Here is a 23,057-nt window from a genome sequence, read left to right on the forward strand (position 1 = left end):
CAGACTTGCCCCGCGGTGCTTACACCTCGACAACTCAGGAAACACCGCATGAACAAGTACCTGCTGCCCGCCCTGCTGATCGGCGCCTGCGCCACCCTGGCCGGCTGCTCCACCCCGAGCCTGATCACCCTGAACGATGGTCGCGAGATCCAGGCCGTGGACCAACCGCACTACGACCGCAACTCCGGCTTCTACGAGTTCGAGCAACTGGACGGCAAGCGCACCCGCATCAACAAGGATCAGGTTCGCACCATCAGCGACCTCTGATAGCACGCCAGCCCGCTACGAACGCGTAGGAGCGGCCCTGCCCCGCGACAGGTCAGACGCGGCAACACAAAAAAGGCGATCCATCACGGATCGCCTTTTTCGTTACTTGACCACCTTCAGACTCGGCCGGCCACTCGGACGCGGCGGCTGCCCGCCACCCTCTGGCGGACCATCGTCATCTGGCTCGACACCTTCGTCTTCGAACTCATCTTCATCATCGCTCAACGGCGGCTCCAGCTCGAAGACCATGCCCTGGCCATTCTCTCGGGCGTAGATCCCCAGGATCGCGCTGATCGGCACATACAACGAATGGGCAACCCCACCAAAGCGGCCTTCGAAGCTCACCGCCTCGTTGTCCATGTGCAGGCTACGCACTGCACTAGGGGAAATATTCAAAACTATCTGGCCATCACTGGCGAAGCCCTGAGGCACCTGGACGGCCGGGTACTCGGCGTTGACCAGCATATGGGGCGTGCAATCGTTGTCGACGATCCACTCGTACAGTGCTCTAACCAGATAGGGGCGACTGGAGTTCATCAACGGCTCCTTAAAGCTTGCGCATTTCACGTTCAGCAGCAGACAGGCTCGCCTGGAAAGGCTCACGAGCAAACTGTCGCTCCATATAATCAAGCAGCGGCTTGGCTTGCCGCGGCAATTCGATACCCATTACCGGCAAGCGCCAGAGTATGGGCAATAGACAACAATCGACCAGGCTTTGCTCCTCGCTCATGAAGCAGGCCATCTCGCCGAACAGCGGCGCAACGCCCGTCAGGCTCTCGCGCAGCTCTTTGCGCGCCTGGGTGCGGGCAGCCTCGGCGCTACGCTTGTCGAGCAGCACATCGGCCAGTGCGCACCAGTCACGCTGGATGCGATGCATGAGCAAGCGGCTGTTGCCGCGCCCGACCGGATAGACCGGCATCAGCGGCGGATGCGGATAACGCTCATCGAGGTATTCCATGACCACGGTCGATTCGTACAACGCCAAATCGCGGTCGACCAAGGTCGGTACGCTGGCATAGGGGTTCACTTCAACCAGCTTGGGTGGCAGACGACCAGGATCGACGTCGATGATCTGCACACTGATGCCCTTCTCGGCGAGCACAAGGCGCACCCGGTGAGAGTAGTGATCAGTGGGATCGGAATAGCAGGCTAACCTGTTGGTTACGCCCATGAAGCGCCTCCTCGCATGGGATGCTCGTGAAACTGAAATGCAAACGCGCCCTGGGAGGCTCTCCGCAGCTGCGGGGAGCGCCCCAGGGCGCGTTCAACTAACCAGAAATTACTGCGTGATCAGTGCACGTCCTTCCAGTATTCGCGCTTGAGCAAGTAGGCGAACACGAAGAAGAAAGCCAGGTACAGCAACACATAGGTACCAATGCGCTGGCTCTCCAGTTTGACCGGGTTGGCCGAATAGGCCAGGAAGGTCACCAGGTTCTTGACCTTCTCGTCGAACTGCTCGGGCGTCAGGGTACCGGATTTCGGCTCGATGGTCAGCTGGTCACACGCTTCATGGGTCAATGGGCTGCCCGTCAGCGGGTCGTACTGCTTCTTGCCATCGACCACACTCTGCACCTGTTTGCAGCCAATCACCTGGTTACCCTGCAAGCCGACCAGCACGTTAGGCATGCCGACGTTAGGGAAGACCTTGTTGTTGACCCCATAAGGCCGCGACTTGTCCTCGTAGAAGCTGCGCAGGTAAGAATACAGCCAGTCGTTGCCACGCACCCGGGCGACCAGGGTCAGGTCCGGTGGCGCGGCGCCGAACCAGGTCTTGGCGTCGTCCGGCTGCATGCCGATCTTCATGTGATCGCCGATCTTGGCCCCGGTGAACACCAGGTTCTCCAGCATCAGCTCATGCGGAATATCCAGATCATCGGCCACCCGCTCGTAACGCTGGAACTTGGCGCTGTGGCACCCCATGCAATAGTTGGCGAAAGTGCGCGCACCATCTTGCATGGCGGCTTTGTCGGTCAGATCGATATCGACCTTGTCCAGCTCCAGGCCGTGTTCCGCGGCAAAGGACAAGGCAGGCATCACAGCCAGGAACAATACTGCAATAAGCTTTTTCATCAGCCAGTCACCCTTTCCGGAACCGGTTTGGTCTTCTCAAGCCTGGTGTAGAACGGCATCAGCAGGAAGTAAGCGAAATACAGCACCGTGCAGACCTGCGAGAGCAAGGTCCGACCCGGCGTAGGCGCCAGCACACCGAGGATGCCAAGGATGACGAAGGACACACAGAACACCAGCAGCCAGACCTTGCTCAACCAGCCCTTGTAGCGCATCGAGCGCACCGGACTGCGGTCGAGCCAGGGCAACACGAACAGCACAGCGATGGCGGCGCCCATGGCGATCACGCCGAACAGCTTGTCAGGCACCGCACGCAAGATCGCGTAGAACGGCGTGAAGTACCAGACTGGAGCGATGTGCTCGGGGGTCTTGAACGCGTTGGCCTGTTCGAAGTTCGGTTTTTCCAGGAAGTAACCGCCCATTTCCGGGAAGAAGAACACCACGGCGCAGAACACGAAGAGGAACACCACCACGCCGACAATGTCCTTGACGGTGTAGTACGGGTGGAACGGAATGCCGTCCAGCGGAATGCCGTTTTCGTCTTTTTTCTTCTTGATGTCGACGCCATCGGGGTTGTTCGAACCCACTTCATGCAGCGCCAGGATGTGCAGCACCACCAGGCCCAGGATCACGATCGGCAAGGCGATCACATGCAGGGCGAAGAAGCGGTTCAGGGTGATCCCGGAAATCAGGTAGTCACCGCGGATCCACTGGGTCAGGTCATCGCCGATCAGCGGAATCGCGCCGAACAGCGAGATGATCACCTGGGCGCCCCAGTAGGACATCTGCCCCCACGGCAGCAGGTAGCCCATGAAGGCCTCCGCCATCAGTGCCAGGTAGATCAGCATGCCGAACAGCCAGACCAGCTCACGTGGCTTCTGGTAGGAGCCGTAGAGCAGCCCACGGAACATGTGCAGGTAGACCACGATGAAGAACGCCGAAGCGCCGGTGGAGTGCAGGTAGCGCAGGATCCAGCCGTACTCGACATCGCGCATGATGTACTCGACCGAGGCGAACGCCTCTTCGGCCGAGGGGGTGAAACTCATGGTCAGCCAGACACCGGTCACGATCTGATTGACCAGCACTAGCAGTGCCAGGGAGCCGAAGAAGTACAGGAAGTTGAAGTTCTTGGGGGCGTAATACTTGCTCAGGTGGTCTTCCCACATCTTGGTGGCGGGGAAGCGAGCATCAATCCAGTCCATGAACTTGCTCATCATGCGTTCTCCTGATCGACGCCGATGACGATGATGTCGTCCGTCTCGTATGAGTGCGGAGGCACTGGCAGGTTGAGAGGCGCAGGTTGCGATTTATAGACGCGACCCGCGAGGTCGTAGTGGGAGCCATGGCAAGGGCAGAAGTAGCCACCTACCCACTTCGGACCGAGGTCAGCCGGTGCGACTTCAGGGCGGAAGGTCGGCGAGCAGCCCAGGTGGGTACACAGACCCACGAGGATGAGAATTTCTGGCTTGATCGAACGCACTTGCGGGTCGACATAGGTCGGCTGCACTGACGCCTTCGATTCGGGATCGGATAGCTCGCCGGCGATTTTCTGCAGATTCCCCAGAATCTCCTGCGTTCGCCGCACGATGAATACCGGCTGACCGCGCCACTCAGCAACCATCTGCTGGCCCGGCTCAACCTTGGCAATATTGACCTTCACCGGTGCACCTGCGGCTTTCGCCTTGGCACTGGGAAACCATGACCCCACGAACGGTACCGCAGCCCCCACAGCCCCCGCTGCACCCACCACGGACGTGGCGGCTACGAGGAAGCGGCGCCGGCCTGCGTTGACGCCGTCATTACTCATTCAGTCCTCTCCCATCAGCTGCTTTTGGCCTGTTGGATCAGGCCTGTATTTAGTTAAGTCTGTGGCACTAAATTTTGGTCGCCATGGTAAGAAACAAATCCACACACTGACAAGGTGATTACCCCCTGGCTGGGCTATAACCCTCTCTTTGCTTGATCTGCGTCTATGTGGCAAGTGGTCACGGACATGCTGACAGGTTAGTTCAAGACATAAAAAAAGCCCGGTTCCAAAGAACCGGGCTTTTTTCGACTGCCGAAGCGAAATTAACGCTTGGAGTACTGAGGACGCTTACGCGCTTTACGCAGACCCACTTTCTTACGCTCAACTTCACGAGCGTCGCGGGTGACGTAGCCAGCACGACGCAGAGCGCCACGCAGGGTTTCGTCGTAGGCCATCAGAGCGCGGGTGATACCGTGACGGATCGCACCGGCTTGACCGCTAACACCACCACCGGAAACGGTGACGTAGATGTCGAACTTGGCCACGTTCTCGGTCAGCTCCAGCGGCTGGCGAACAACCATGCGAGCGGTTTCGCGACCGAAGAAGGTGTCCAGAGGACGGTTGTTGATGGAGATGTTACCGGTACCTGGACGCAGGAAAACGCGAGCGGTTGCGGTCTTGCGACGGCCAGTGCCGTAATTTTGAGTCGCCGACATAATGAACTATCCCGTTAGATCTTCAGTTCTTGAGGCTGCTGAGCAGTGTGTGGGTGAGCAGCACCCGCGTACACTTTCAGCTTGCGGTACATGTCGCGACCCAGCGGGTTCTTAGGCAGCATGCCTTTGACCGCGGTCTCGATGACACGCTCAGGGGCTTTGGCGATCAGCTTGTCGAAGCTGATTTCCTTGATGCCACCTGGGAAGCCGGAGTGGGAGTAGTACATCTTGTCAGTAGTTTTGGCACCAGTGACACGTACCTGCTCGGCGTTGATAACGACGATGTAGTCGCCGGTGTCAACGTGAGGGGTGTATTCAGCTTTGTGCTTGCCACGCAGACGACGAGCGATTTCGGTAGCCAGACGACCCAGGGTCTGACCAGCGGCGTCGACGACGAACCAGTCGCGCTTTACTGTTTCTGGTTTAGCAGTAAAAGTTTTCATTATCTCTAAAGCCTCAGAGGCCGCCCAGCGAAAAATAGACGGCGAATCTTACTGGATAGTGCACAGCTTGACAAGCAAGCGCGCAGCCGGATACGGACGCTATTGGGGGCTCGGGTCGGGCACGTCCAATATTCGGCGGGGTTACTCTCGTAAGGCGGTGCATCACTTCCGCAGAACGCAGAGGTGCAGAATTATCCAGATTGCGCAAAAAAATTCAACCTGATTTGATGGCTTATTTCCCGAGGAGACGCACCCGCATGGAACATCGCAAGCTCGGCCGTACCGACCTCAACGTCAGCGCCCTGTGCCTGGGCACCATGACCTGGGGCGAGCAGAACGATCAGGCGCAGGCCTTCGAGCAGATCGCGCGGGCCAAGAGCGGCGGGATCAACTTCATCGACACCGCCGAAATGTATCCGGTGCCGCCGCGCCCGGAGACCTACGCCGCCACCGAGCGAATCATTGGCAATTGGTTCGCAGCCAACCGCGATCGCGACCAGTGGATCCTCGCCAGCAAGGTCGCCGGCCCCGGCAACGGCATCAGCCATATCCGTGATGGCCAGCTCAAGCACAACCGCCAGCACATCGTCGCCGCCCTGGATGAGAGCCTAAAACGCCTGCAGACTGACCGCATCGACCTGTATCAGCTGCACTGGCCAGAACGCAGCACCAACTTCTTCGGCAAACTGGGCTACCAGCACCTGCCGCAGGATCACTTCACGCCGCTGGAAGAAACCCTCGAGGTACTCGATGAGCAGGTGCGCGCCGGCAAGATCCGCCACATTGGCCTATCTAATGAAACGCCGTGGGGCACGATGAGGTTCCTGCACCTGGCCGAGAGCCGCGGCTGGCCACGGGCGGTGTCGATCCAGAACCCCTACAACCTGCTCAACCGCAGTTTCGAGGTGGGCCTGGCCGAGGTGGCGATTCCCGAACAATGCGGCCTGCTGGCTTACTCGCCACTGGCGTTCGGCATGCTCTCGGGTAAATACGAAAATGGCGCGCGGCCGGCGCAAGGCCGCCTGACCTTGTTCAGCCGCTTTTCCCGCTACTCCAATCCGCAGACGGTCGCAGCCTGCAGCCGGTATGTGCAGGTGGCCCACGAGCATGGCCTGGATCCGGCACAGATGGCCCTGGCGTTCGTCACGCGTCAGCCGTTCGTGACCAGCAACATCATTGGCGCGACCAGCCTGGAGCAGTTGGACAGCAACCTGGCGAGCGCCGACCTGGTGCTCGGTGATGAGTTGCTGGCGGCGATCGAGGCGATTCATCAGGAGCAGCCTAACCCGGCGCCCTGATTGCCTTCTTCCATGCGTGGGAGCGGGCTTGCCCCGCGATGACGTCGGTTATCCATCCAACATCGCAGGGCATGCCCGCTCCTCCCCCTACCAACCGAATCGCCTTCGATTCCCGGGGTAGACACAATCGCCAAAAAATAAGACGATCCAGCCGGTGATTGACCACTCTACCCTATAAGAACAATGACAATGATGTTTACCCAACCCTCCGCTTCACTGCGGCGCGTCAGCATTCTGGCTGTCGACAAAGTGTTCGCATCGACGCTGATGCAGGCCAAGGATTTCTTCCACCTGGCCAGCCTGCGCTACAGCAAACAGCTGGGCCTGGGCCTGCAACCGATGTTCGAGATCTGCCTGGTAAGCCCCGACGGCCAGCCGGTGGACAGTTTCAGCAACGTGCAGGTGCCGGTCGATGGCGGCCTGGGCGATGCCGATGTGATCATCCTCCCGGCGTTCTGGGACGACTTCGACAATCTCCAGCAACGCTACCCGCAGGTCCTGCCCTGGCTACGCGAGCAGCATGCGCGTGGCGCGGTACTGTGCGGCGAGGCCAGCGGCGTGTTCTGGCTGGCCGAAGCCGGCCTGCTCGATGGCAAGGAGGCAACCACCTACTGGCGCTTCTTCGCCAGCTTCGCCGAACGCTTCCCCAAGGTGAAGCTGAATCAGGACAAGCACCTGACCGACGCTGATAACCTCTATTGCGCCGGCGGCACCACCTCGGCCTGCGATCTGTACATCTATCTGATCGAGCGTTTCTGCGGGGCCAACGTCGCCCGCGCCGTGGCCCGTGACATTCTGTATGAAGTGCAGCGCAGCTATACCCCAGGGCGAATGGGGTTTGGCGGGCAAAAGCTGCATCAGGACCTGATCATCCTGCAGATTCAGCACTGGCTCGAAGAGCACTTCGCCGACAAGTTCCGCTTCGAGGACGTGGCCCGCAACCACGGCATGAGCATTCGCAACTTCATGCGCCGCTTCCAGACGGCGACTGGCGACAAGCCGTTGCACTACTTGCAGCGGCTGCGCATCGAGACGGCTAAAGGCCTGCTGTCGAGCACCCGCAAGAGCATCAAGACCATCAGCTATGAGGTGGGTTACGACGATGCCAGCTTCTTTGCCCGGCTGTTCCGCCAGCACACCGAATTGTCGCCGAACCAGTATCGGCAGCAGTTCATGCAGGAAGCGTGAAAGCAGCGAGGCCCCTGTAGGAGCGGGCTTGCCCCGCGATGGCGTCAGGCTGGACGATACCGTTGTCTGGCCTGACGCCACCGCGGGCAAGCCCGCTCCTACAGGGGCAGTGGCACACTCAGGGCTTGTGCGCGCGCGACAGGAATTCGTGTGACTGCATCTCCAGCAAGCGGCTCAGGGTACGCTGGAACTCGAAGCTCAAGCGGCCTCCGGTGTACAGGTCCTTGAGCTCGACCTCGGCCGAGATGATCAGCTTGACGTTGCGGTCATAGAATTCATCGACCATGTTGATGAAGCGCCGGGCGATGTCATCGGTGGTCACTCCCATCTGCTCGACATTGCTCAACAACACGGCGTGGAAAATCTTGCCCAACTCGATGTAGTCGTTCTGGCTGCGCGGCCCGTCGCACAGGGCGCGGAAGTCGAACCAGGCAACGTCATCGCAAGTACGCAGGGCGTGGATCTCGCGATTCTCGATCATCAGTACGTCGTTCTCGACGGCCTGGGTGCACTCCGGCGTCAGCGCCTTGAAGCTCTGGCGCAGGCTCTCGTGAGCTGCCGCGTCGAGTGGGTAGTGGAACAGTTCGGCCTGCTCCAGGTGACGCAGGCGATAGTCGACCCCGCTGTCGACGTTCACTACGTCGGTGTACTGCTTGATCATGGCAATCGCCGGCAGGAAGCGCGCACGCTGCAGACCATCCTTGTACAGGCCGTCAGGGACGATGTTGGAGGTTGCCACCAAGGAGACACCATTCTTGAACAGCTCTTCCATCAAGGTGCCGAGGATCATGGCATCGGTGATGTCGGAGACGAAGAATTCGTCGAAGCAAATGACCTTGGCTTCCTGGGAGAAACGCTTGGCGATCACCGTCAGCGGGTTCTTCTCGCCCTTGAGCGTGCGCATCTCTTCGTGCACGCGCTTCATGAAGCGGTGGAAGTGGGTACGCATCTTCTCTTTGAACGGCAGGGCCTCGAAGAAGGTGTCCACCAGGTAAGTCTTGCCTCGGCCTACCCCGCCCCAGAAGTACAGGCCCTTGACCGGCGTCTGGTCTTTCTTGCCGAACAGCTTGCCGAACACGCCCGGCTTGTTGTTCTGCGCCGCGACCAGATCGTCGTACAGACGCTGCAAATGACGCACCGCTGTTTCCTGCGCCGCGTCATGGAAGAAATCGGGACGTTTCAGATCTGCTTGATATCGTTCTAAGGGCGTCATAATTCGTTAGCGAGGTAACAAAAGCGGGCCGTCACTGTAGCGACGGGCCCGCATAATGGCAATCAGAGTTGCGGCGAAATGCCTCAGTCTGCCTGCGGTTGCAGTGCCGCGCGCAAGCTGACCAGCGCTGCGTCGCGGGCGCTGGCGTCGGCGAACTGCGGGCCGTCGGCGACTTGCTCGCCTTCGAGCCACAGCGAGAAGCTCAGGCCATCGACCCGAATATCGGCATCACCACCCTGCTGCAGTTGCTTGCTGACAGCGCCCGCGCTCTTGCCGTCGGCAAAGCTGCGCGACAGCAGCAGTTGCTCACCGTCAGCAGCCAGCAGGCGGAAGCGGAAGCTGCCGTCGTCATCGCGGAAGCTGACGAAGCGGGCGCTCTTGGCAGCCTTCTTCTTCACTTCGCCGGTGCTTTGCACGCTGGTGCGGAACGAACGCAGGCCGACCGCTTCACGCAGTTGCTCAAGGAATGGCGTGGCGATCTTGCGCGCCTTGGTGGCGCCGGCCAAGAGGATGTCCTCAAGGTCTGCAGGGCGCGCGATCAACTGGTGGTAGTGCTCACGCGGCGCGGCCAGTTGGCCATCGAGCAATTGGAACAGGCGCTGCTTGGCCTCACCCCAGCCCAAGCCCTGCAGCAGTTCTTCACGGAATTCGGCCGACTGCGCCTGGGTCGAGAAGGCCTGGAATAGAGTGAACAAGTGCGAGTTGTCCGGATCCTTGGCCTCGCCCGGCGCGCGCGAGTCGGTGACGATCCGCGAGATGGCGTCCTTCATGTCCTTGGCGCTGCTGAACAACGGAATGGTGTTGTCGTAGCTCTTGGACATCTTGCGACCGTCCAGGCCTGGCAAGGTAGCCACGCTTTCTTCGATCACCGCTTCCGGCAGGGCGAAGAACTCCTTGCCCTGACCGAACAGGTGGTTGAAGCGCTGGCCGATATCGCGGGCCATTTCCACGTGCTGGATCTGGTCACGGCCCACTGGCACCTTGTGGGCGTTGAACATGAGAATGTCGGCGGCCATCAGCACCGGGTAGCTGAACAGGCCCATGGTCACGCCGGCGTCCGGGTCTTCGCCGTTTTCCAGGTTCTTGTCCACCGAGGCCTTGTAGGCATGGGCGCGGTTGAGCAGGCCTTTACCAGCAACGCAGGTCAGCAGCCAGGTCAGCTCGGGGATCTCAGGGATGTCGGACTGGCGGTAGAAGGTCACCTTGTCCGGATCCAGGCCGCCGGCCAGCCAGGTAGCGGCGATCTCCAGGCGCGAGCGCTGGATACGCAGCGGGTCATCGCACTTGATCAGCGCGTGGTAGTCGGCCAGGAAGTAGAACGAGTCGGCACCGGGCTGTTGGCTGGCGAGAATCGCCGGGCGGATGGCCCCGGCGTAGTTGCCCAGGTGCGGGGTGCCGGTGGTGGTGATACCGGTAAGAATGCGCGTAGTCATGGGTAATCGCTTGATCAGGCTTGGCTCAGTTCGAAAGACGCGGCAGCACCAGATCCTTCAGATCGGTCAGCTTGCCATGGAAGAAGTGTCCGCATTCTGCCACTTTCAGCAGCTCATGGGGGCGCGACAGGGCGTCGGACCAATCGTAAACCAGCTGCGGATCGACCACCTCGTCGGTGTCTGGCTGGATCACGCTCAACGGGCAGCGCTGCGGCAAGGGGAAGTCGGCGTTCAAACGCATCACCGCTGGCGCGACCATGAACAGGTGTTGCAAGCTCACACCACTGGCCTCCAGGCGCCCGGCCAGGCTGGCAGCCACGAAGCCGCCGAAGGAGAAGCCCATCAACACCAGCGGCAGGTGCGGATGGGTAGCACGCACCCAGGCGGCGACCGCCTCGGCATCGTCTACTTCGCCTGCGCCCATGTCGTGGCTGCCAGCGCTTTGCCCGACCCCACGATAGTTGAAGCGTAACGTGGTGTATCCAGCATCACGGGCAGTGCGTTGCAAGGTCGAGACCACCTTGTTGAGCATGGTGCCGCCCTGGACCGGGTTGGGATGGCAGATCAATACCACCCCGCGCGGCTCGGCGACTTCCAGGTGCAAGGCTTCAAGTTGGCCGCAGGGGCCATCGATGAACAAAGGGGTTTCGCGGATAAGCAAAGCACTACTCCGTGACCTCAGGAGGGGTCGACTCGTCTAGCTGATGAATTCTGTTCTGAAATATTTGCGATCGCTCGCGGTATACAGCGCAGGTCTGAGCCGTTAACGTAAAGCAAAGCCGTTTATAGAGGAAGGACTCGTGGAACTCTCGCTCCTTGTTTGGTTGTTGCCGACCCTGGCCCTGGTCGTCGGCGTAGTCGTCGGCTTCGTCGTGGCCCGCCTGCTGCCCAACGCTGCACCCAGCAGCACGCAACGCCAGCTGGATGACATCCAGCAGCGTTTTGACAGCTATCAGAACGAAGTGGTGACGCACTTCAACAGCACTGCTGCCCTGGTCCAACGCCTGACCCAGAGCTACCAGGATGTGCAGGATCACCTGGCCGATGGCGCCAACCGCCTGGCCCTCGACGAACTGACCCGTCAGCGCCTGCTGGCCGCCCTGCACTCGGAAGCGGCGCAAGGTCCACGTGACCGCCTGACCCCGCCGAAGGACACGGCTGAAGTACCGCGTGACTACGCGCCCAAGGCACCTAACTCGCCGGGCATGCTCGACGAGAGCTACGGGCTCAAGCGTTGATCAGGATGTAACGAACAAGGCCTCGCAAGAGGCCTTGTTTATTTCAGACACATTGACACTTGGCGTCACCTCCAGGATCAGCGGCACCAGGGCGCTTGTGAACGACTCAGCTGATAACGCGCCCTCGCCTGCCCCAGCACCTGCTCTGCCAACTGCCCCTGCTTGACCAAGCTATACAACGCCGCCAGCACTACACTATACCGATCCACCTCGAAGAACTGGCGCAACGCCTGGCGCGTATCACTGCGCCCAAAGCCATCGGTGCCCAAGGTCATATAGGGCGCCTCGATGTATTCGGCAATCAGCTGCGGCCAGGCCCGCGCATAATCACTGGCGGCTATCACCGGCGCATCCCCTGCCAGGCAGCGGCGTACATGACTCTCTTCTTCGCCGCCCTGCCCCATCGCCGCAGACCGGCGCTCTTGCCGTGCTTCACGCGCCAGTTCACTGAAGCTGGTCACGCTGAACACCTCACTGTCGACCTGCCATTCGCTGGCCAAAAGCTCGCTGGCGGCGATCACCTCCCGCAAGATCGCCCCTGAACCCAACAACCGCACCTTGCCACGCGGATTCAGCGCCTGCTGTTGGCTAAAGCGGTACATCCCACGCAGCACATCCTCATAGAGCTGGGCAGCCAGCGTGGGTTGTGGATAGTTTTCATTCATCACCGCCACATAGTGGAATTCGTCGCACTGCTCGACCAACATGCGCCGCGCGGCGTAATTGAGGATGACTGCCAGCTCGCCAGCAAAGCACGGATCCCAGGCCCGGCAGTTAGGCACTAGCGCGGCCATCACCAGGCTCGAACCATCCTGATGCTGTAGCCCCTCGCCACCCAGTGTGGTGCGCCCGGCCGTTGCCCCGAGCAGTAAGCCCCGGGCACGCTGATCGGCGGCAGCCCAAATCAAGTCACCGACGCGCTGAAAGCCGAACATCGAGTAATAGATGTACACCGGCAACATCGGCTCACCGTGTACCGCGTAGGAGGTTGCCGCCGCCACCCAGGAGGAAATCGCCCCTGCCTCGGAGATGCCTTCCTCAAGTAACTGACCGTCGCGAGCTTCCTTATAGGTCAGCAGCGAACCGGCATCCTCAGGCTCGTAGCGCTGGCCACAAGACGAGTAGATGCCGATCTGGCGAAACAGGCTGGCCATGCCAAAGGTGCGCGCCTCGTCAGCCACGATCGGCACTACCCGCGGACCCAGCTCCGGCGTCTTCAGCCAGCTGCCAAGCAAGCGCACGGCGGCCATGGTGGTGGACATCGGCTTGCCATCGGCGTGCAGGGCGAAACTGCCGAACGCTTGCAGATCCGGCACTGGCAGCCTGCGGCAGTCACTGCGCCGCTGCGGCAAAGGTCCGCCCAAGGCGGCCCTGCGCTGGCGCAGGTAGAGCATCTCGGCGCTGTCCTCGGCGGGGCGATAGAACTGCAGTTGCTCCACCGCCTGGTCGGACAATGGCAAATGGAAGCGATCGCGAAACGCCAGCAGTGCCTGCACATCGAGCTTCTTGGCCTGGTGCGCGGTCATCCGCGACTCACCGGCGCTGCTCATGCCATAGCCCTTCTTGGTCTTGGCCAGGATCACCGTCGGCCGGCCCTTGCAGGCCTTGGCTGCGGCGTAGGCGGCATGCAGCTTGCGCATGTCGTGGCCACCGCGCCTGAGCGCAGTGATCTGCTCTGAGCTCATGTGCTCGACCAGCCGCTGCAACGCCGGGCTTTGCTTGAAGAAATGCTCGAGGTTGTAGCTGCCATCGTTGGCGCCCAGGGTCTGGAACTGGCCATCCGGGGTCGCTGCCAATTGGCGCAGCAGCGCATGTTCATGGTCACGGGCGAACAACGCATCCCATTCCGAGCCCCACAGCACCTTGATCACATTCCAGCCGGCACCGCTGAACAGCGCCTCCAACTCCTGGATGATCTGCCCGTTGCCACGCACCGGGCCATCCAGGCGCTGCAAGTTGCAATTAACGATGAAGGTCAGGTTGTCGAGGCCTTCGCGCGCCGCCAGGGTGAGCCCGGCAATCGATTCCGGCTCGTCCATCTCGCCATCGCCGAACACACCCCAGACGTGTCGCTGCGAAGTATCCAGCAGGCCGCGGTGCTGCAAATAGCGCATGAAGCGCGCCTGGTACACCGCATTGATCGGGCCAATACCCATGGAACCGGTAGGGAACTGCCAGAACTCGGGCATCAGCCAAGGGTGTGGATAAGAGCACAAGCCATTGCCCGCGACTTCCTGGCGGTAATTGGCCAACTGCGCCTCGCTCAAGCGCCCTTCGAGAAAGGCGCGGGCATAAATGCCTGGCGCCGAATGCGGCTGGAAGAACACCAGGTCCGCACTGCGCTGCTCACCGCCGCCCTCGCCCCGGAAGAAGTGCTGAAAGCCCACTTCGAAAATCTCCGCCGCCGAGGCGTAGCTGGCGATATGACCGCCCAGATCGCCATAGGCATGGTTGGCCCGGACCACCATCGCCAGGGCATTCCAGCGCAGGATACTGGTGATGCGCTCGTCCAGCTCAAGGTCACCGGGATAAACGCCCTGCTGCTCCACCGGCAAGGTGTTGCGATAGGCGGAAAAAGCCTGGGTATCGCGCTCCAGGCCCAGCTCCATGGCATGCGCCTGTAACCGCTGCAACAAGTAGCGCGCCCGCGCCGGGCCGCAGTGGGCCAAGGTCGACTCCAGCGCTTCACACCATTCAGCGGTCTCGCCGGGGTCGCTATCCAGATCGGCATCTTCGGCGCTCAGCGGCTCATTGGGATTCATCATCGCTACCATGGCATCGCCTCATCCCTGAAGGTTTAGTAGAGCCGCGCAGGCCCTGCGGGAGCGGGCTTGCTCGCAAAGAAGCATCAACCACTGCTCAGGCACACAGTCGAAGTGCCTGCTCAATATCAGCAAGCAGATCATCGACATCTTCCAACCCCACCGACAACCGCACCAACCCTTCGGAAATCCCGTGATGCGCACGTTCCTCTGGGGTGTAACTGGAGTGAGTCATGCTGGCCGGATGCTGGGCCAGCGACTCGGCATCGCCCAGGCTTACGGCCCGGCTGAACAGTTGCAGGGCATTCATGAAACGCCTGCCAGCCTCGATGCCACCCTTGAGTTCAAAGGCGATCATCCCGCCCGGCTGGAGCATTTGCCGCTGCGCCAGCGCGTACTGAGGGAAGCTCGGCAGCCCTGGGTAGTGCAGCAGCTCCACCTGGGGCTGCTCTTGCAGATACTCCGCCACCTGCCGAGCATTGGCGCAATGCCGATCCATGCGCAGGGCCAGGGTCTTGATACCGCGCATCAGCAGCGAAGCATCGTGCGGCGACAGCACCGCGCCGGTCATGTCCTTGAGCCCTTCCAGGCGAATACGATCGACCAGCGCCTTGCGCCCGACCACCAACCCAGCCGTGATATCGCCATGGCCGCTGAGGTATTTGGTGGCCGAGTGCACCACCAGGTCAGCGCCCAGCTCCAGCGGGCGCTGTAGATAAGGCGTGCAGTAAGTATTGTCGACCACCACCCGAATGTCATGGCCAGCAGCGACCGCCACCACAGCCGCGATATCGACCAACTGCATGTTGGGGTTGGCCGGCGACTCGAAGTAGATCATTCGCGTCTTCGGCGTGATCGCGGCCTTGAGCGCCTGTAGATCGTTGAGATCCACATGCTGCACCTTGACCCCAAATTCGCCGATACCGTGATGCAGATAGGCAAAGGTACAGCCATACAGCGTGCGCCCGACGATCAGCTCATCGCCAGGGCGCAGCAAGGTCCACAACGTCGAGGTGATCGCGCCCATCCCCGAAGCCAACGCCAGCCCCGCCTCGCCGCCCTCCAGCGAAGCCATGCGCTGCTCCAGCAGGGCCAGGGTCGGGTTGGAAATGCGGCTGTAGAAGTGCCCCGGCTCTTCGCCGGCAAAGCAGGCAGCGCCGTATTCAACAGTGGGGAAGGCATAGGTCGCGGTTTGATACACCGGCGGTACCAGCGCGCCACCGTGGGAAAGCGGGTCGTAACCGTGGTGGATCGCTCGCGTGGAAAACCCTGAATTATTGTTGGAGTCGCGCATGGCAACAGCCTCGTGTGGTTTGTTATAAGCTTATGCCAACGAGCTGCCGGGATTTTTCCAAAGTTGCCCACGCAAGCGGGTGCTTCTTGGAACAAAAACAACAATTAGCCACCCTGGAGGGCAAACCATGCCTTCGACTCTAGACCGCACCGACCGCGCCCTGCTCGCGGCCCTGCAAGATAACGCCCGCCTCACCGTTTCCGAACTCGCCGACCAGGTCGCGCTGACCACTTCGCCGTGCTGGCGGCGGGTCAAACTGCTCGAAGACAACGGCTATATCACCGGCTATCAGGCCATTCTCTCGCCCAAGTCACTGGGTTTTGGCGTGACCGCCTTCGTCAGCATCATGATGGATTCGCACACCAAGGAAATCGCCCTGGCGTTTGAAAAGCGGCTGCTGGAAATTCCCGAAATCGTCGCCTGCCACAACATTTCCGGGCGCTATGATTTTTTGCTGGAGATCCTGGCGCGGGACTTGGAGTCGTTTGGCGAGTTCACCCGGGAAGTGCTGCAGCGGTTGCCGGGGGTGAAGGAGATTTATTCGAGTTTCTCGTATAAGGCGGTAAAGGAGCGACGGGTGATTCCGGTAACAGAAAAGCATATTTAGCGCACTGCCTACTCATGGGTTAGGCAGCACGCCATTTTTAATTAACCCCTTCAAGTGCAAGCACTGCAACCCCAACGATCAGCAATCTTCTTACTTGACGGATGCCGCTCGCGCCAACGCGATATCTACTAATTGCTCTGCAGACAGTTCTTTTGGATAGTCTACGTCGCCAAAATACTCACCAGGCCAATAGATCAAGTCTGATATCTGCTCATCCGGCACGTTAACTTCCAACATACACAGCCAAAAATGCATCTCTTCCTCAGTCCCTTCTGCCTCCATTAATCTTCGAACCATCTCGACCAGCTCATCCTTGCTCACATCAGGGACCAAACGTACATAGGGCCCGGCTAAAACATTACGCACCCATGTCTCATGCTCTTGACCACCATAAATACCTTGGAATTGGTAAAAATCGAAATCAGTCAAAGCCTCACGATTGAACGCTGCCAGCTCGGCCTTGGTTTGTTCAGGATCACCACAATCGATTTGTGCCGCAAGCGCTGCCAGGCGATGAACCAAAGCCTCATCAAGCGCGGGCGGCATTAATTCGCTACGAAGTTTCATACTATATCCCTCACAACCATAACCATTCGAGTGCCACACAACCATTCAAACAGCACCAAACTAGCGCATTATGATCCTTTTTGGGGAGTAGGAAACCTCCGAATTAATTGCAGTTCGCCTCGCAAGAATTAACCTACGCGAGCGCCAAAAATCACTTACAGTTTATTCGGCCAGCGAAAACTATTTCCCTTACGTATTCCAAGCGATCATCAACACCTGCAATTGCACTAGCAGCGGGCTGACTCTCCCTGCTCATCGCTTGTCGTCACTTACGCAGGTAAATACACATGGCCGCCTACCTACCCCAGCACATCACCAGCAAACTGGCAGGGCACACATTCGAAAGTTTCGAGCACTATTCCATGGCCTTCTGGATGGCGATTGCCGAAGATCCGGTCTATTCCCAGCAGTTCATCAGCGCTCAGCTGCATCGAATCAAACAAGGCTGGCCACCCCGTGCGCCGTTCAAGGACACCGCAAAGGGGCTGCGCTCCTATGAGATCCGCCATCTCGACCCACCCGAGTTTGGTGGCTCGCTGTATGACGCTTACAACCTGAGGGTCATGAGCGCCCTGCAATTTGCGCTTTCGTCGGAGTTTCCGTGGTGATCCTTGATAGAACCAGCCTCGCTGATTACGGCTACGGCGAGTTCAAGGCGCTGGTCGAGGAACTGATCCAGGCCGCCGGGACGCGCGCCTGGCAGGACCGTTTGCTTGAGCATTTCATTGAGCTGGTGGGACACCCATCCGGCTCCGACCTGATCTACAACCCGGCCTCGGGGAAGGATGAAAGCGCTGAGCAGATTGTCCAGCGTGTAATTGCCTGGCGGACGGCAGAGGGGCTGGTTTGTTTGCGCGAGTCGCCATGACAGCGCAAAAAAAAAACCCGCCGAGGCGGGTTTTTTCATGCAGCGCTAGCGATCAGATCGCGCCGCGCTGACGCAACACGTCCAGCACCTGCTTGACGCCTTCTTCAACACTGCTGTTCTGGGTATCGATCACCAGGTCGGCATCCAGCGGCACATCGAACGGGAAGCTTTCACCCGGGATGTTGTCGCCACCGGCAGCGTACAGGCCTTGCGGGTCGCGCTCGCGGCAGGCAATCGGCGATGCCTGTACGTACACGGTCACCAGGCGTTCTTTGCCGATCAGTGCCTTGGCCTGTTCGCGGCCTTCGGCATCCGGGGCGACGAAGGCGGCCAGGGTCAGCAGGCCGGCTTCGTTGAACTGGCGCGCGACGTGGGCGGCGCGGCGCCAGTTCTCGGTGCGACCGGCGCGGTCCTGTGGCAGGCCTTTGTTCAGGTCGTGACGCAGGTTCTGGCCATCGAGCACGTACACCGCACGGCCCATGTCGAACAGCTTGCGCTCAACGGCATAGGCCAGGGTGCTCTTGCCAGCGCCAGAAAGGCCGCTGAACAGCACGGTAGCCGGCTGCTGGCCGAAGCGCAGGGCGCGCTCTTCGGTGGCAACGTGGGCCAACTTGCCATGCTGGCCGGTGCTGCCATGCGGCAGCACTGGCGGGGCGATGATCATGCCGGCGCCAACGGTGCCGTTGGTCAGGCGGTCGATGACGATGAATGCACCGGTGGTGCGGTTGCTGTCGTAACCGTCCAGCGCGATAGCGGCGTCGAGGCTGACCTTGACCTGGCCGATCTCGTTGAGCTGCAGCGCGCTAGCGGCGCCCTTCTCGAGGGTGTTCACATCGACCTTGTGGTTGATGCTGGCAATCGAGCCGGGTACGTAGCTGGTGGCACGCTTGATGTCGTATTTCTTGCCTGGGAGCATCGGCTCTTCAGCCATCCACACCAGCATGGCGTCGAACTGATCGGTGACCGGTGGGACGTTGTCGGCATGCACCAGCAGGTCGCCACGGGAGATGTCGATCTCGTCTTCCATGGTCAGGGTCACGGCCTGGCCTGGACCTGCGTTTTCCAACTCACCTTCGTAGGTGACGATTGACTTGACCCGGCTGCTCTTGCCCGACGGCAGCACGACGATTTCATCGCCCTTGTGCACCACACCGCTGGCCAGGGTGCCGGCAAAGCCGCGGAAGTTCAGGTTCGGCCGGTTGACGTACTGCACCGGGAAGCGCAGGTCGGTGAAATTGCGGTCGGCGGCAACTTCAACGGTCTCGAGGATTTCCATCAACGCAGGGCCCGTGTACCACGGCGAACGCTCGCTGCGGTTGACCACGTTGTCGCCCTTGAGCGCCGACATCGGCACGAAGTGCAGGCTGCTCGGCGTCAGGTTGATGGCCTCGGCAAACTTCAGGTAGTCGGCCTTGATCGACTCGAACACGCCTTCATCGAAGCCCTTGAGGTCCATCTTGTTGACCGCAACGACGATGTGCTTGATGCCCAGCAACGAGGCAATGTAGCTGTGTCGGCGGGTCTGGGTCTGCACGCCGTAACGGGCGTCGACCAGGATGATCGCCAGATCGCAAGTCGAGGCGCCGGTGGCCATGTTACGGGTGTACTGCTCGTGGCCCGGGGTGTCGGCGATGATGAACTTGCGTTTGGCGGTGGAGAAATAGCGGTAGGCGACATCGATGGTGATGCCCTGCTCACGCTCGGCCTGCAGGCCATCGACCAGCAGCGCCAGGTCGACTTCTTCGCCAGTGGTGCCGGACTTCTTCGAGTCACGGGTGATGGCCTCGAGGTGGTCCTCGTAGATCATCTTGGAGTCGTGCAACAGGCGCCCGATCAGGGTGCTCTTGCCATCATCGACGTTGCCGCAGGTGAGGAAACGCAGCAGTTCTTTACGCTCGTGCTGAGCCAGATAAGCGACGATGTCTTCGCTGATCAAATCGGATTGGTGCGACATGGAGTAACCCTGAAAATTAGAAGTAGCCCTGACGTTTTTTGTCTTCCATGGAGCCTGCGCCATCGTGGTCGATGACCCGGCCCTGGCGCTCGGAAGTGCGCGTCAGGAGCATTTCCTGAATGATGTCGGTCAGGCTCTCGGCTTCCGACTCGACAGCCCCCGTCAACGGGTAGCAGCCGAGGGTACGGAAACGCACCTTCTTCTTGACGATGCGCGCTTTCTCTTCCTCGGAGAGGTGCTCGAGGATGCGCTCGTCGTCGATCATGATCAGGGTGCCGTTCTTCTCGATGACGTCGCGCTCGGCGGCGAAGTACAGCGGCACGATTGGGATGCCTTCGAGGTAGATGTACTGCCAGATGTCCAGTTCGGTCCAGTTCGACAGGGGGAAGACGCGGATCGACTCGCCCTTGTTGACCTTGCCGTTGTAGACGTTCCACAGCTCCGGACGCTGGTTTTTCGGATCCCAGCGATGCTTGCTGTCACGGAACGAATAGACCCGCTCCTTGGCCCGCGACTTCTCTTCGTCACGGCGCGCACCACCGAAGGCGGCGTCGAAGCCGTACTTGTCCAGCGCCTGCTTGAGGCCCTGGGTTTTCATGATGTCGGTGTGCTTGGAGCTGCCATGGGTGAACGGGTTGATGCCCTGCGCCACACCCTCAGGGTTGACGTGGGTGATCAGCTCCAGGCCCATTTCCTCGACCATCTTGTCGCGGAAGCTGTACATCTCCTGGAATTTCCACTGGGTGTCGACGTGCATCACCGGAAACGGCAGCTTGCCCGGGAAAAAGGCCTTGCGCGCCAGGTGCAGCATCACGGCGGAGTCCTTGCCGATCGAGTACAGCATCACCGGGTTGTCGAACTCGGCGGCCACCTCGCGGATGATGTGGATGCTTTCCGCCTCCAGCTGTTTCAAGTGCGTCAGTTTGTCGACCATGGCTACTCACGTAAAACGATACGATCTTATGGACGGCCAAGCGGGCCGTGTTCGAGCGAGCCACTTTATCACAGCACCTGATTCTATTTAGGAGGCTGGCTAGATCGAAACAATCTAACCATATGACTGGGGGTTTGGGCCGCATCCGGCCCGCTATGCAGGCCATCGCAGGCAAGCCAGCGGCTACAGGACCGATGAGCCGCAAAGCAGCCCAACTCTCGATCAGATCGGATTAGGGCAATCGATGAACAGGTGCTCCACAGCAAACCGCCGCGCCAGGTAATCGCCCAGCGCCTGCACGCCATACCGCTCGGTAGCATGGTGCCCGGCAGCGATGAAGCTGATGCCATTCTCGCGAGCGCTGTGGAAGGTCTGCTCGGAAGCTTCGCCGCTCAGAAACAGATCGACACCCTCGGCAATCGCCGTGTCGATGTAGCCCTGGCCGCCGCCTGTGCACCAACCAATGCGCCGCACCAGTTGATCACCCTCGATCAACAGCGGCTCACGGCCCAGCGCTTCCTGTACACGCCGGGCAAAGTCGCGCGCCGACATCGCCTCACTCAGCGAGCCGACCATACCGACCACTTTCGGGTTGTTCGGATCCAGCGGCCCTTCGACGGTAATCCCCAACTGGTGCGCCAACTGCACGTTGTTGCCCACCTCCGGATGCACATCCAGCGGCAGGTGGAACGCCAGCAGGCTGATGTCATGCTTGAGCAAGGTCTTCAACCGGCGCTGCTTGATGCCGGTGATGCACGGGTTCTCGCCTTTCCAGAAATAACCGTGGTGGACCAGGACCAGATCCGCTTGCGCCTCGACAGCAGCATCGAGCAACGCCTGGCTGGCAGTGACGCCCGTGACGATCCGGCTGACCTGCGGCCGCCCCTCGACCTGCAGGCCATTGGGGCAGTAATCCTGGATCTTGGCGCTGGACAGGTAGCGCTCGGCTTCCTCGACCAGGGTGCTGAGGGCGACGGCCATGGAAAATCTCCTCGAAATCTGCACATTCGGCGGGCGCAACGCCCGTATAATGGCCGCCATTATGGGCCGTCGCCGGACTCGGGGAAACCGGCGATAGTCGCCTGGGGCATATGGCAATCGCGGGGCAAGCCCGCCCCCACGGATCAGCGCGGCCTGCGTAGGAGCGGGCTTGCCCCGCGATCGTAGCCGTCGCCGAGCATACTTTTGACGTGTATGATCGCGCGCGCTTGCATCCCGGCCCGCTCTGCAACGGCCCCTGCCCCACTCCCAGGATTCATTCGATGCTCAAGGTTCTGCGTTACTTTGGCTGGCCACTGCTTACCGGCATATTGATTGCCCTGCTGGTGATCCAGCGCTTCCCCGAATGGGTCGGCCTGCCCAGCCAGGACGTCAACCTGCAACAAGCACCGCAAACCACGCGGATCATGCAGGGCCCAGTGTCGTATGCCGACGCGGTGACCCTGGCCGCACCGGCGGTGGTCAACCTGTACACCACAAAGGTTGTGAACAAGAGCGCCCACCCGCTGTTCGAAGACCCGCAGTTCCGCCGTTTCTTCGGCGACAACCTGCCCAAGCAGCGCCGCTGGGAGTCGAGCCTGGGTTCGGCGGTAATCATGAGCCCCGAGGGCTACCTGCTGACCAACAACCACGTCACCAGCGGCGCCGACCAGATCGTCGTGGCCCTCAAGGATGGACGCGAAACCCTGGCGCGGGTGATCGGCAGCGACCCGGAAACCGACCTCGCGGTGCTGAAGATCGACCTCAAGAGCCTGCCGGCGATTACCATTGGCCGCTCCGACAACATTCACATCGGCGACGTCTCGCTGGCCATCGGTAACCCCTTCGGCGTCGGCCAAACCGTGACCATGGGCATCATCAGCGCCACTGGCCGTAACCAGCTGGGGCTGAACAACTACGAAGACTTCATCCAGACCGACGCCGCCATCAACCCGGGCAACTCCGGTGGTGCGCTGGTCGATGCCAACGGCAACCTGATCGGAATCAACACGGCGATCTTCTCCAAATCCGGCGGCTCGCAGGGCATTGGTTTCGCCATTCCGGTCAAGCTGGCGCTGGAGGTGATGAAGTCGATCATCGAGCACGGCCAGGTGATCCGTGGCTGGCTGGGTATCGAAGTACAACCGCTGAGCCAGGAGCTGGCCGAGTCGTTTGGCCTTGAGGGGCGGCCAGGGATCGTCGTGGCGGGGATCTTCCGCGATGGCCCGGCGCAGCGCGCAGGCTTGCAGCTGGGTGACGTGATTCTGAGCATCAATGGCGAACCGGCCGGCGATGGCCGCAAGTCGATGAACCAGGTGGCGCGGATCAAGCCGACCGACAAGGTGGCCATCGAGGTGATTCGCAATGGGCAGCAGCTCAAGCTGATTGCCGAGGTGGGGCTGCGGCCGCCACCGGCGCCGGTGGCCAAAACCGAGGAGAAGTGAGGTTCAGTCTAGGTAGAGTTTAAGCCTAGCCAGCGAAC

General features: G+C 60.6%; 24 protein-coding genes. 8 read left to right on the top strand and 16 right to left on the bottom strand.

Annotation, left to right across the window (positions count from 1 at the left end):
* Nucleotides 1–48: 48 nt before the first annotated feature.
* Entirely contained in the window at nucleotides 49–267 is a 219-nt protein-coding gene (locus tag ACF8K2_RS10585; RefSeq protein ID WP_186553858.1) for a YgdI/YgdR family lipoprotein, read from the top strand.
* A 102-nt stretch (nucleotides 268–369) separates the two neighbouring features.
* On the opposite strand, the gene ACF8K2_RS10590 is transcribed toward ACF8K2_RS10585, so the two are convergent.
* The 7 genes from ACF8K2_RS10590 to rplM form a co-directional block, all read right to left on the bottom strand.
* A complete protein-coding gene (locus ACF8K2_RS10590; RefSeq protein WP_186553857.1) occupies nucleotides 370–804 on the bottom strand; it encodes a ClpXP protease specificity-enhancing factor in 435 nt (144 codons plus the stop codon).
* A 10-nt stretch (nucleotides 805–814) separates the two neighbouring features.
* Nucleotides 815–1,438: a glutathione S-transferase N-terminal domain-containing protein gene (locus ACF8K2_RS10595; protein WP_186553856.1), complete on the bottom strand. Its 624-nt coding sequence runs from the start codon at nucleotides 1,436–1,438 to the stop codon at nucleotides 815–817.
* Nucleotides 1,439–1,557: 119 nt separating this feature from the next.
* Nucleotides 1,558–2,337 (bottom strand): cytochrome c1, encoded by a 780-nt coding sequence (locus ACF8K2_RS10600; RefSeq protein WP_186553855.1) that lies wholly within the window; start codon nucleotides 2,335–2,337, stop codon nucleotides 1,558–1,560.
* Complete coding sequence (locus ACF8K2_RS10605; protein ID WP_392464737.1) at nucleotides 2,337–3,548, bottom strand: cytochrome bc complex cytochrome b subunit; 1,212 nt, start codon at nucleotides 3,546–3,548, stop codon at nucleotides 2,337–2,339. The genes ACF8K2_RS10600 and ACF8K2_RS10605 overlap by 1 nt, the downstream gene beginning before the upstream one ends.
* The gene (gene petA / locus ACF8K2_RS10610; RefSeq protein ID WP_186553854.1) at nucleotides 3,548–4,141 is read right to left on the bottom strand and encodes a ubiquinol-cytochrome c reductase iron-sulfur subunit; all 594 of its coding nucleotides are present in this window, start codon (nucleotides 4,139–4,141) and stop codon (nucleotides 3,548–3,550) included. The genes ACF8K2_RS10605 and petA overlap by 1 nt, the downstream gene beginning before the upstream one ends.
* Nucleotides 4,142–4,404: 263 nt before the next feature.
* Nucleotides 4,405–4,797, bottom strand: a complete 393-nt coding sequence (rpsI, locus tag ACF8K2_RS10615; RefSeq protein ID WP_186553853.1) for a 30S ribosomal protein S9 — start codon at nucleotides 4,795–4,797, stop codon at nucleotides 4,405–4,407.
* A gap of 14 nt (nucleotides 4,798–4,811) precedes the next feature.
* Nucleotides 4,812–5,240, bottom strand: coding sequence for a 50S ribosomal protein L13 (gene rplM / locus ACF8K2_RS10620; RefSeq protein WP_186553852.1), 429 nt, complete (start codon nucleotides 5,238–5,240; stop codon nucleotides 4,812–4,814).
* Between the two features lie 257 nt (nucleotides 5,241–5,497).
* Between rplM and ACF8K2_RS10625 the strand changes: the two genes are divergently transcribed.
* Entirely contained in the window at nucleotides 5,498–6,538 is a 1,041-nt protein-coding gene (locus ACF8K2_RS10625) for an NADP(H)-dependent aldo-keto reductase (protein ID WP_392464711.1), read from the top strand.
* Between the two features lie 291 nt (nucleotides 6,539–6,829).
* On the top strand, nucleotides 6,830–7,726 hold the full coding sequence (locus ACF8K2_RS10630) for a GlxA family transcriptional regulator (RefSeq protein ID WP_392464739.1): 897 nt from the start codon (nucleotides 6,830–6,832) through the stop codon (nucleotides 7,724–7,726).
* A gap of 118 nt (nucleotides 7,727–7,844) precedes the next feature.
* Here the strand turns inward: ACF8K2_RS10630 and zapE are convergent, their stop codons facing one another.
* From zapE to ACF8K2_RS10645, 3 genes are all read right to left on the bottom strand, one after another.
* On the bottom strand, nucleotides 7,845–8,939 hold the full coding sequence (zapE, locus tag ACF8K2_RS10635; protein ID WP_186553850.1) for a cell division protein ZapE: 1,095 nt from the start codon (nucleotides 8,937–8,939) through the stop codon (nucleotides 7,845–7,847).
* An 83-nt stretch (nucleotides 8,940–9,022) separates the two neighbouring features.
* Entirely contained in the window at nucleotides 9,023–10,372 is a 1,350-nt protein-coding gene (locus ACF8K2_RS10640; RefSeq protein ID WP_392464713.1) for a tryptophan--tRNA ligase, read from the bottom strand.
* 25 nt (nucleotides 10,373–10,397) lie between these two features.
* On the bottom strand, nucleotides 10,398–11,033 hold the full coding sequence (locus ACF8K2_RS10645) for an alpha/beta hydrolase (protein WP_392464715.1): 636 nt from the start codon (nucleotides 11,031–11,033) through the stop codon (nucleotides 10,398–10,400).
* Nucleotides 11,034–11,172: 139 nt separating this feature from the next.
* Between ACF8K2_RS10645 and ACF8K2_RS10650 the strand changes: the two genes are divergently transcribed.
* On the top strand, nucleotides 11,173–11,610 hold the full coding sequence (locus ACF8K2_RS10650) for a YhcB family protein (RefSeq protein WP_186553847.1): 438 nt from the start codon (nucleotides 11,173–11,175) through the stop codon (nucleotides 11,608–11,610).
* 77 nt (nucleotides 11,611–11,687) lie between these two features.
* Here the strand turns inward: ACF8K2_RS10650 and mdeB are convergent, their stop codons facing one another.
* Nucleotides 11,688–14,384 carry an alpha-ketoglutarate dehydrogenase gene (mdeB, locus tag ACF8K2_RS10655; RefSeq protein ID WP_392464717.1) on the bottom strand — a complete coding sequence of 899 codons (2,697 nt, stop codon included), beginning with the start codon at nucleotides 14,382–14,384 and terminating at the stop codon, nucleotides 11,688–11,690.
* Nucleotides 14,385–14,469: 85 nt separating this feature from the next.
* Nucleotides 14,470–15,666 (bottom strand): methionine gamma-lyase, encoded by a 1,197-nt coding sequence (locus ACF8K2_RS10660; RefSeq protein WP_392464718.1) that lies wholly within the window; start codon nucleotides 15,664–15,666, stop codon nucleotides 14,470–14,472.
* A gap of 127 nt (nucleotides 15,667–15,793) precedes the next feature.
* On the opposite strand from ACF8K2_RS10660, the gene ACF8K2_RS10665 reads away from it, so the two are divergent.
* Nucleotides 15,794–16,273, top strand: a complete 480-nt coding sequence (locus tag ACF8K2_RS10665; RefSeq protein ID WP_186553844.1) for an Lrp/AsnC family transcriptional regulator — start codon at nucleotides 15,794–15,796, stop codon at nucleotides 16,271–16,273.
* A 90-nt stretch (nucleotides 16,274–16,363) separates the two neighbouring features.
* Here the strand turns inward: ACF8K2_RS10665 and ACF8K2_RS10670 are convergent, their stop codons facing one another.
* Nucleotides 16,364–16,840: a hypothetical protein gene (locus tag ACF8K2_RS10670; RefSeq protein ID WP_392464719.1), complete on the bottom strand. Its 477-nt coding sequence runs from the start codon at nucleotides 16,838–16,840 to the stop codon at nucleotides 16,364–16,366.
* Nucleotides 16,841–17,127: 287 nt separating this feature from the next.
* On the opposite strand from ACF8K2_RS10670, the gene ACF8K2_RS10675 reads away from it, so the two are divergent.
* Nucleotides 17,128–17,448, top strand: a complete 321-nt coding sequence (locus tag ACF8K2_RS10675; RefSeq protein ID WP_392464720.1) for an S-type pyocin — start codon at nucleotides 17,128–17,130, stop codon at nucleotides 17,446–17,448.
* Nucleotides 17,442–17,708: a bacteriocin immunity protein gene (locus ACF8K2_RS10680; protein WP_392464721.1), complete on the top strand. Its 267-nt coding sequence runs from the start codon at nucleotides 17,442–17,444 to the stop codon at nucleotides 17,706–17,708. Before ACF8K2_RS10675 ends, ACF8K2_RS10680 begins: the two co-directional genes overlap by 7 nt.
* Nucleotides 17,709–17,760: 52 nt before the next feature.
* Here the strand turns inward: ACF8K2_RS10680 and cysN are convergent, their stop codons facing one another.
* From cysN to ACF8K2_RS10695, 3 genes are all read right to left on the bottom strand, one after another.
* Entirely contained in the window at nucleotides 17,761–19,662 is a 1,902-nt protein-coding gene (cysN, locus tag ACF8K2_RS10685; protein ID WP_392464723.1) for a sulfate adenylyltransferase subunit CysN, read from the bottom strand.
* 16 nt (nucleotides 19,663–19,678) lie between these two features.
* Nucleotides 19,679–20,596: a sulfate adenylyltransferase subunit CysD gene (gene cysD, locus ACF8K2_RS10690; protein WP_186553839.1), complete on the bottom strand. Its 918-nt coding sequence runs from the start codon at nucleotides 20,594–20,596 to the stop codon at nucleotides 19,679–19,681.
* A 222-nt stretch (nucleotides 20,597–20,818) separates the two neighbouring features.
* A complete protein-coding gene (locus tag ACF8K2_RS10695) occupies nucleotides 20,819–21,577 on the bottom strand; it encodes a Nif3-like dinuclear metal center hexameric protein (RefSeq protein ID WP_264236467.1) in 759 nt (252 codons plus the stop codon).
* Nucleotides 21,578–21,858: 281 nt separating this feature from the next.
* Here ACF8K2_RS10695 and algW point away from each other — a divergent pair, with 281 nt between their 5' ends.
* Nucleotides 21,859–23,019: a Do family serine endopeptidase AlgW gene (gene algW / locus ACF8K2_RS10700; RefSeq protein ID WP_264236466.1), complete on the top strand. Its 1,161-nt coding sequence runs from the start codon at nucleotides 21,859–21,861 to the stop codon at nucleotides 23,017–23,019.
* The last annotated feature ends 38 nt before the right edge of the window (nucleotides 23,020–23,057 follow it).

It is taken from the genome of Pseudomonas sp. xss_2 (assembly GCF_043104195.1).
Lineage (GTDB): Bacteria > Pseudomonadota > Gammaproteobacteria > Pseudomonadales > Pseudomonadaceae > Aquipseudomonas > Aquipseudomonas urmiensis.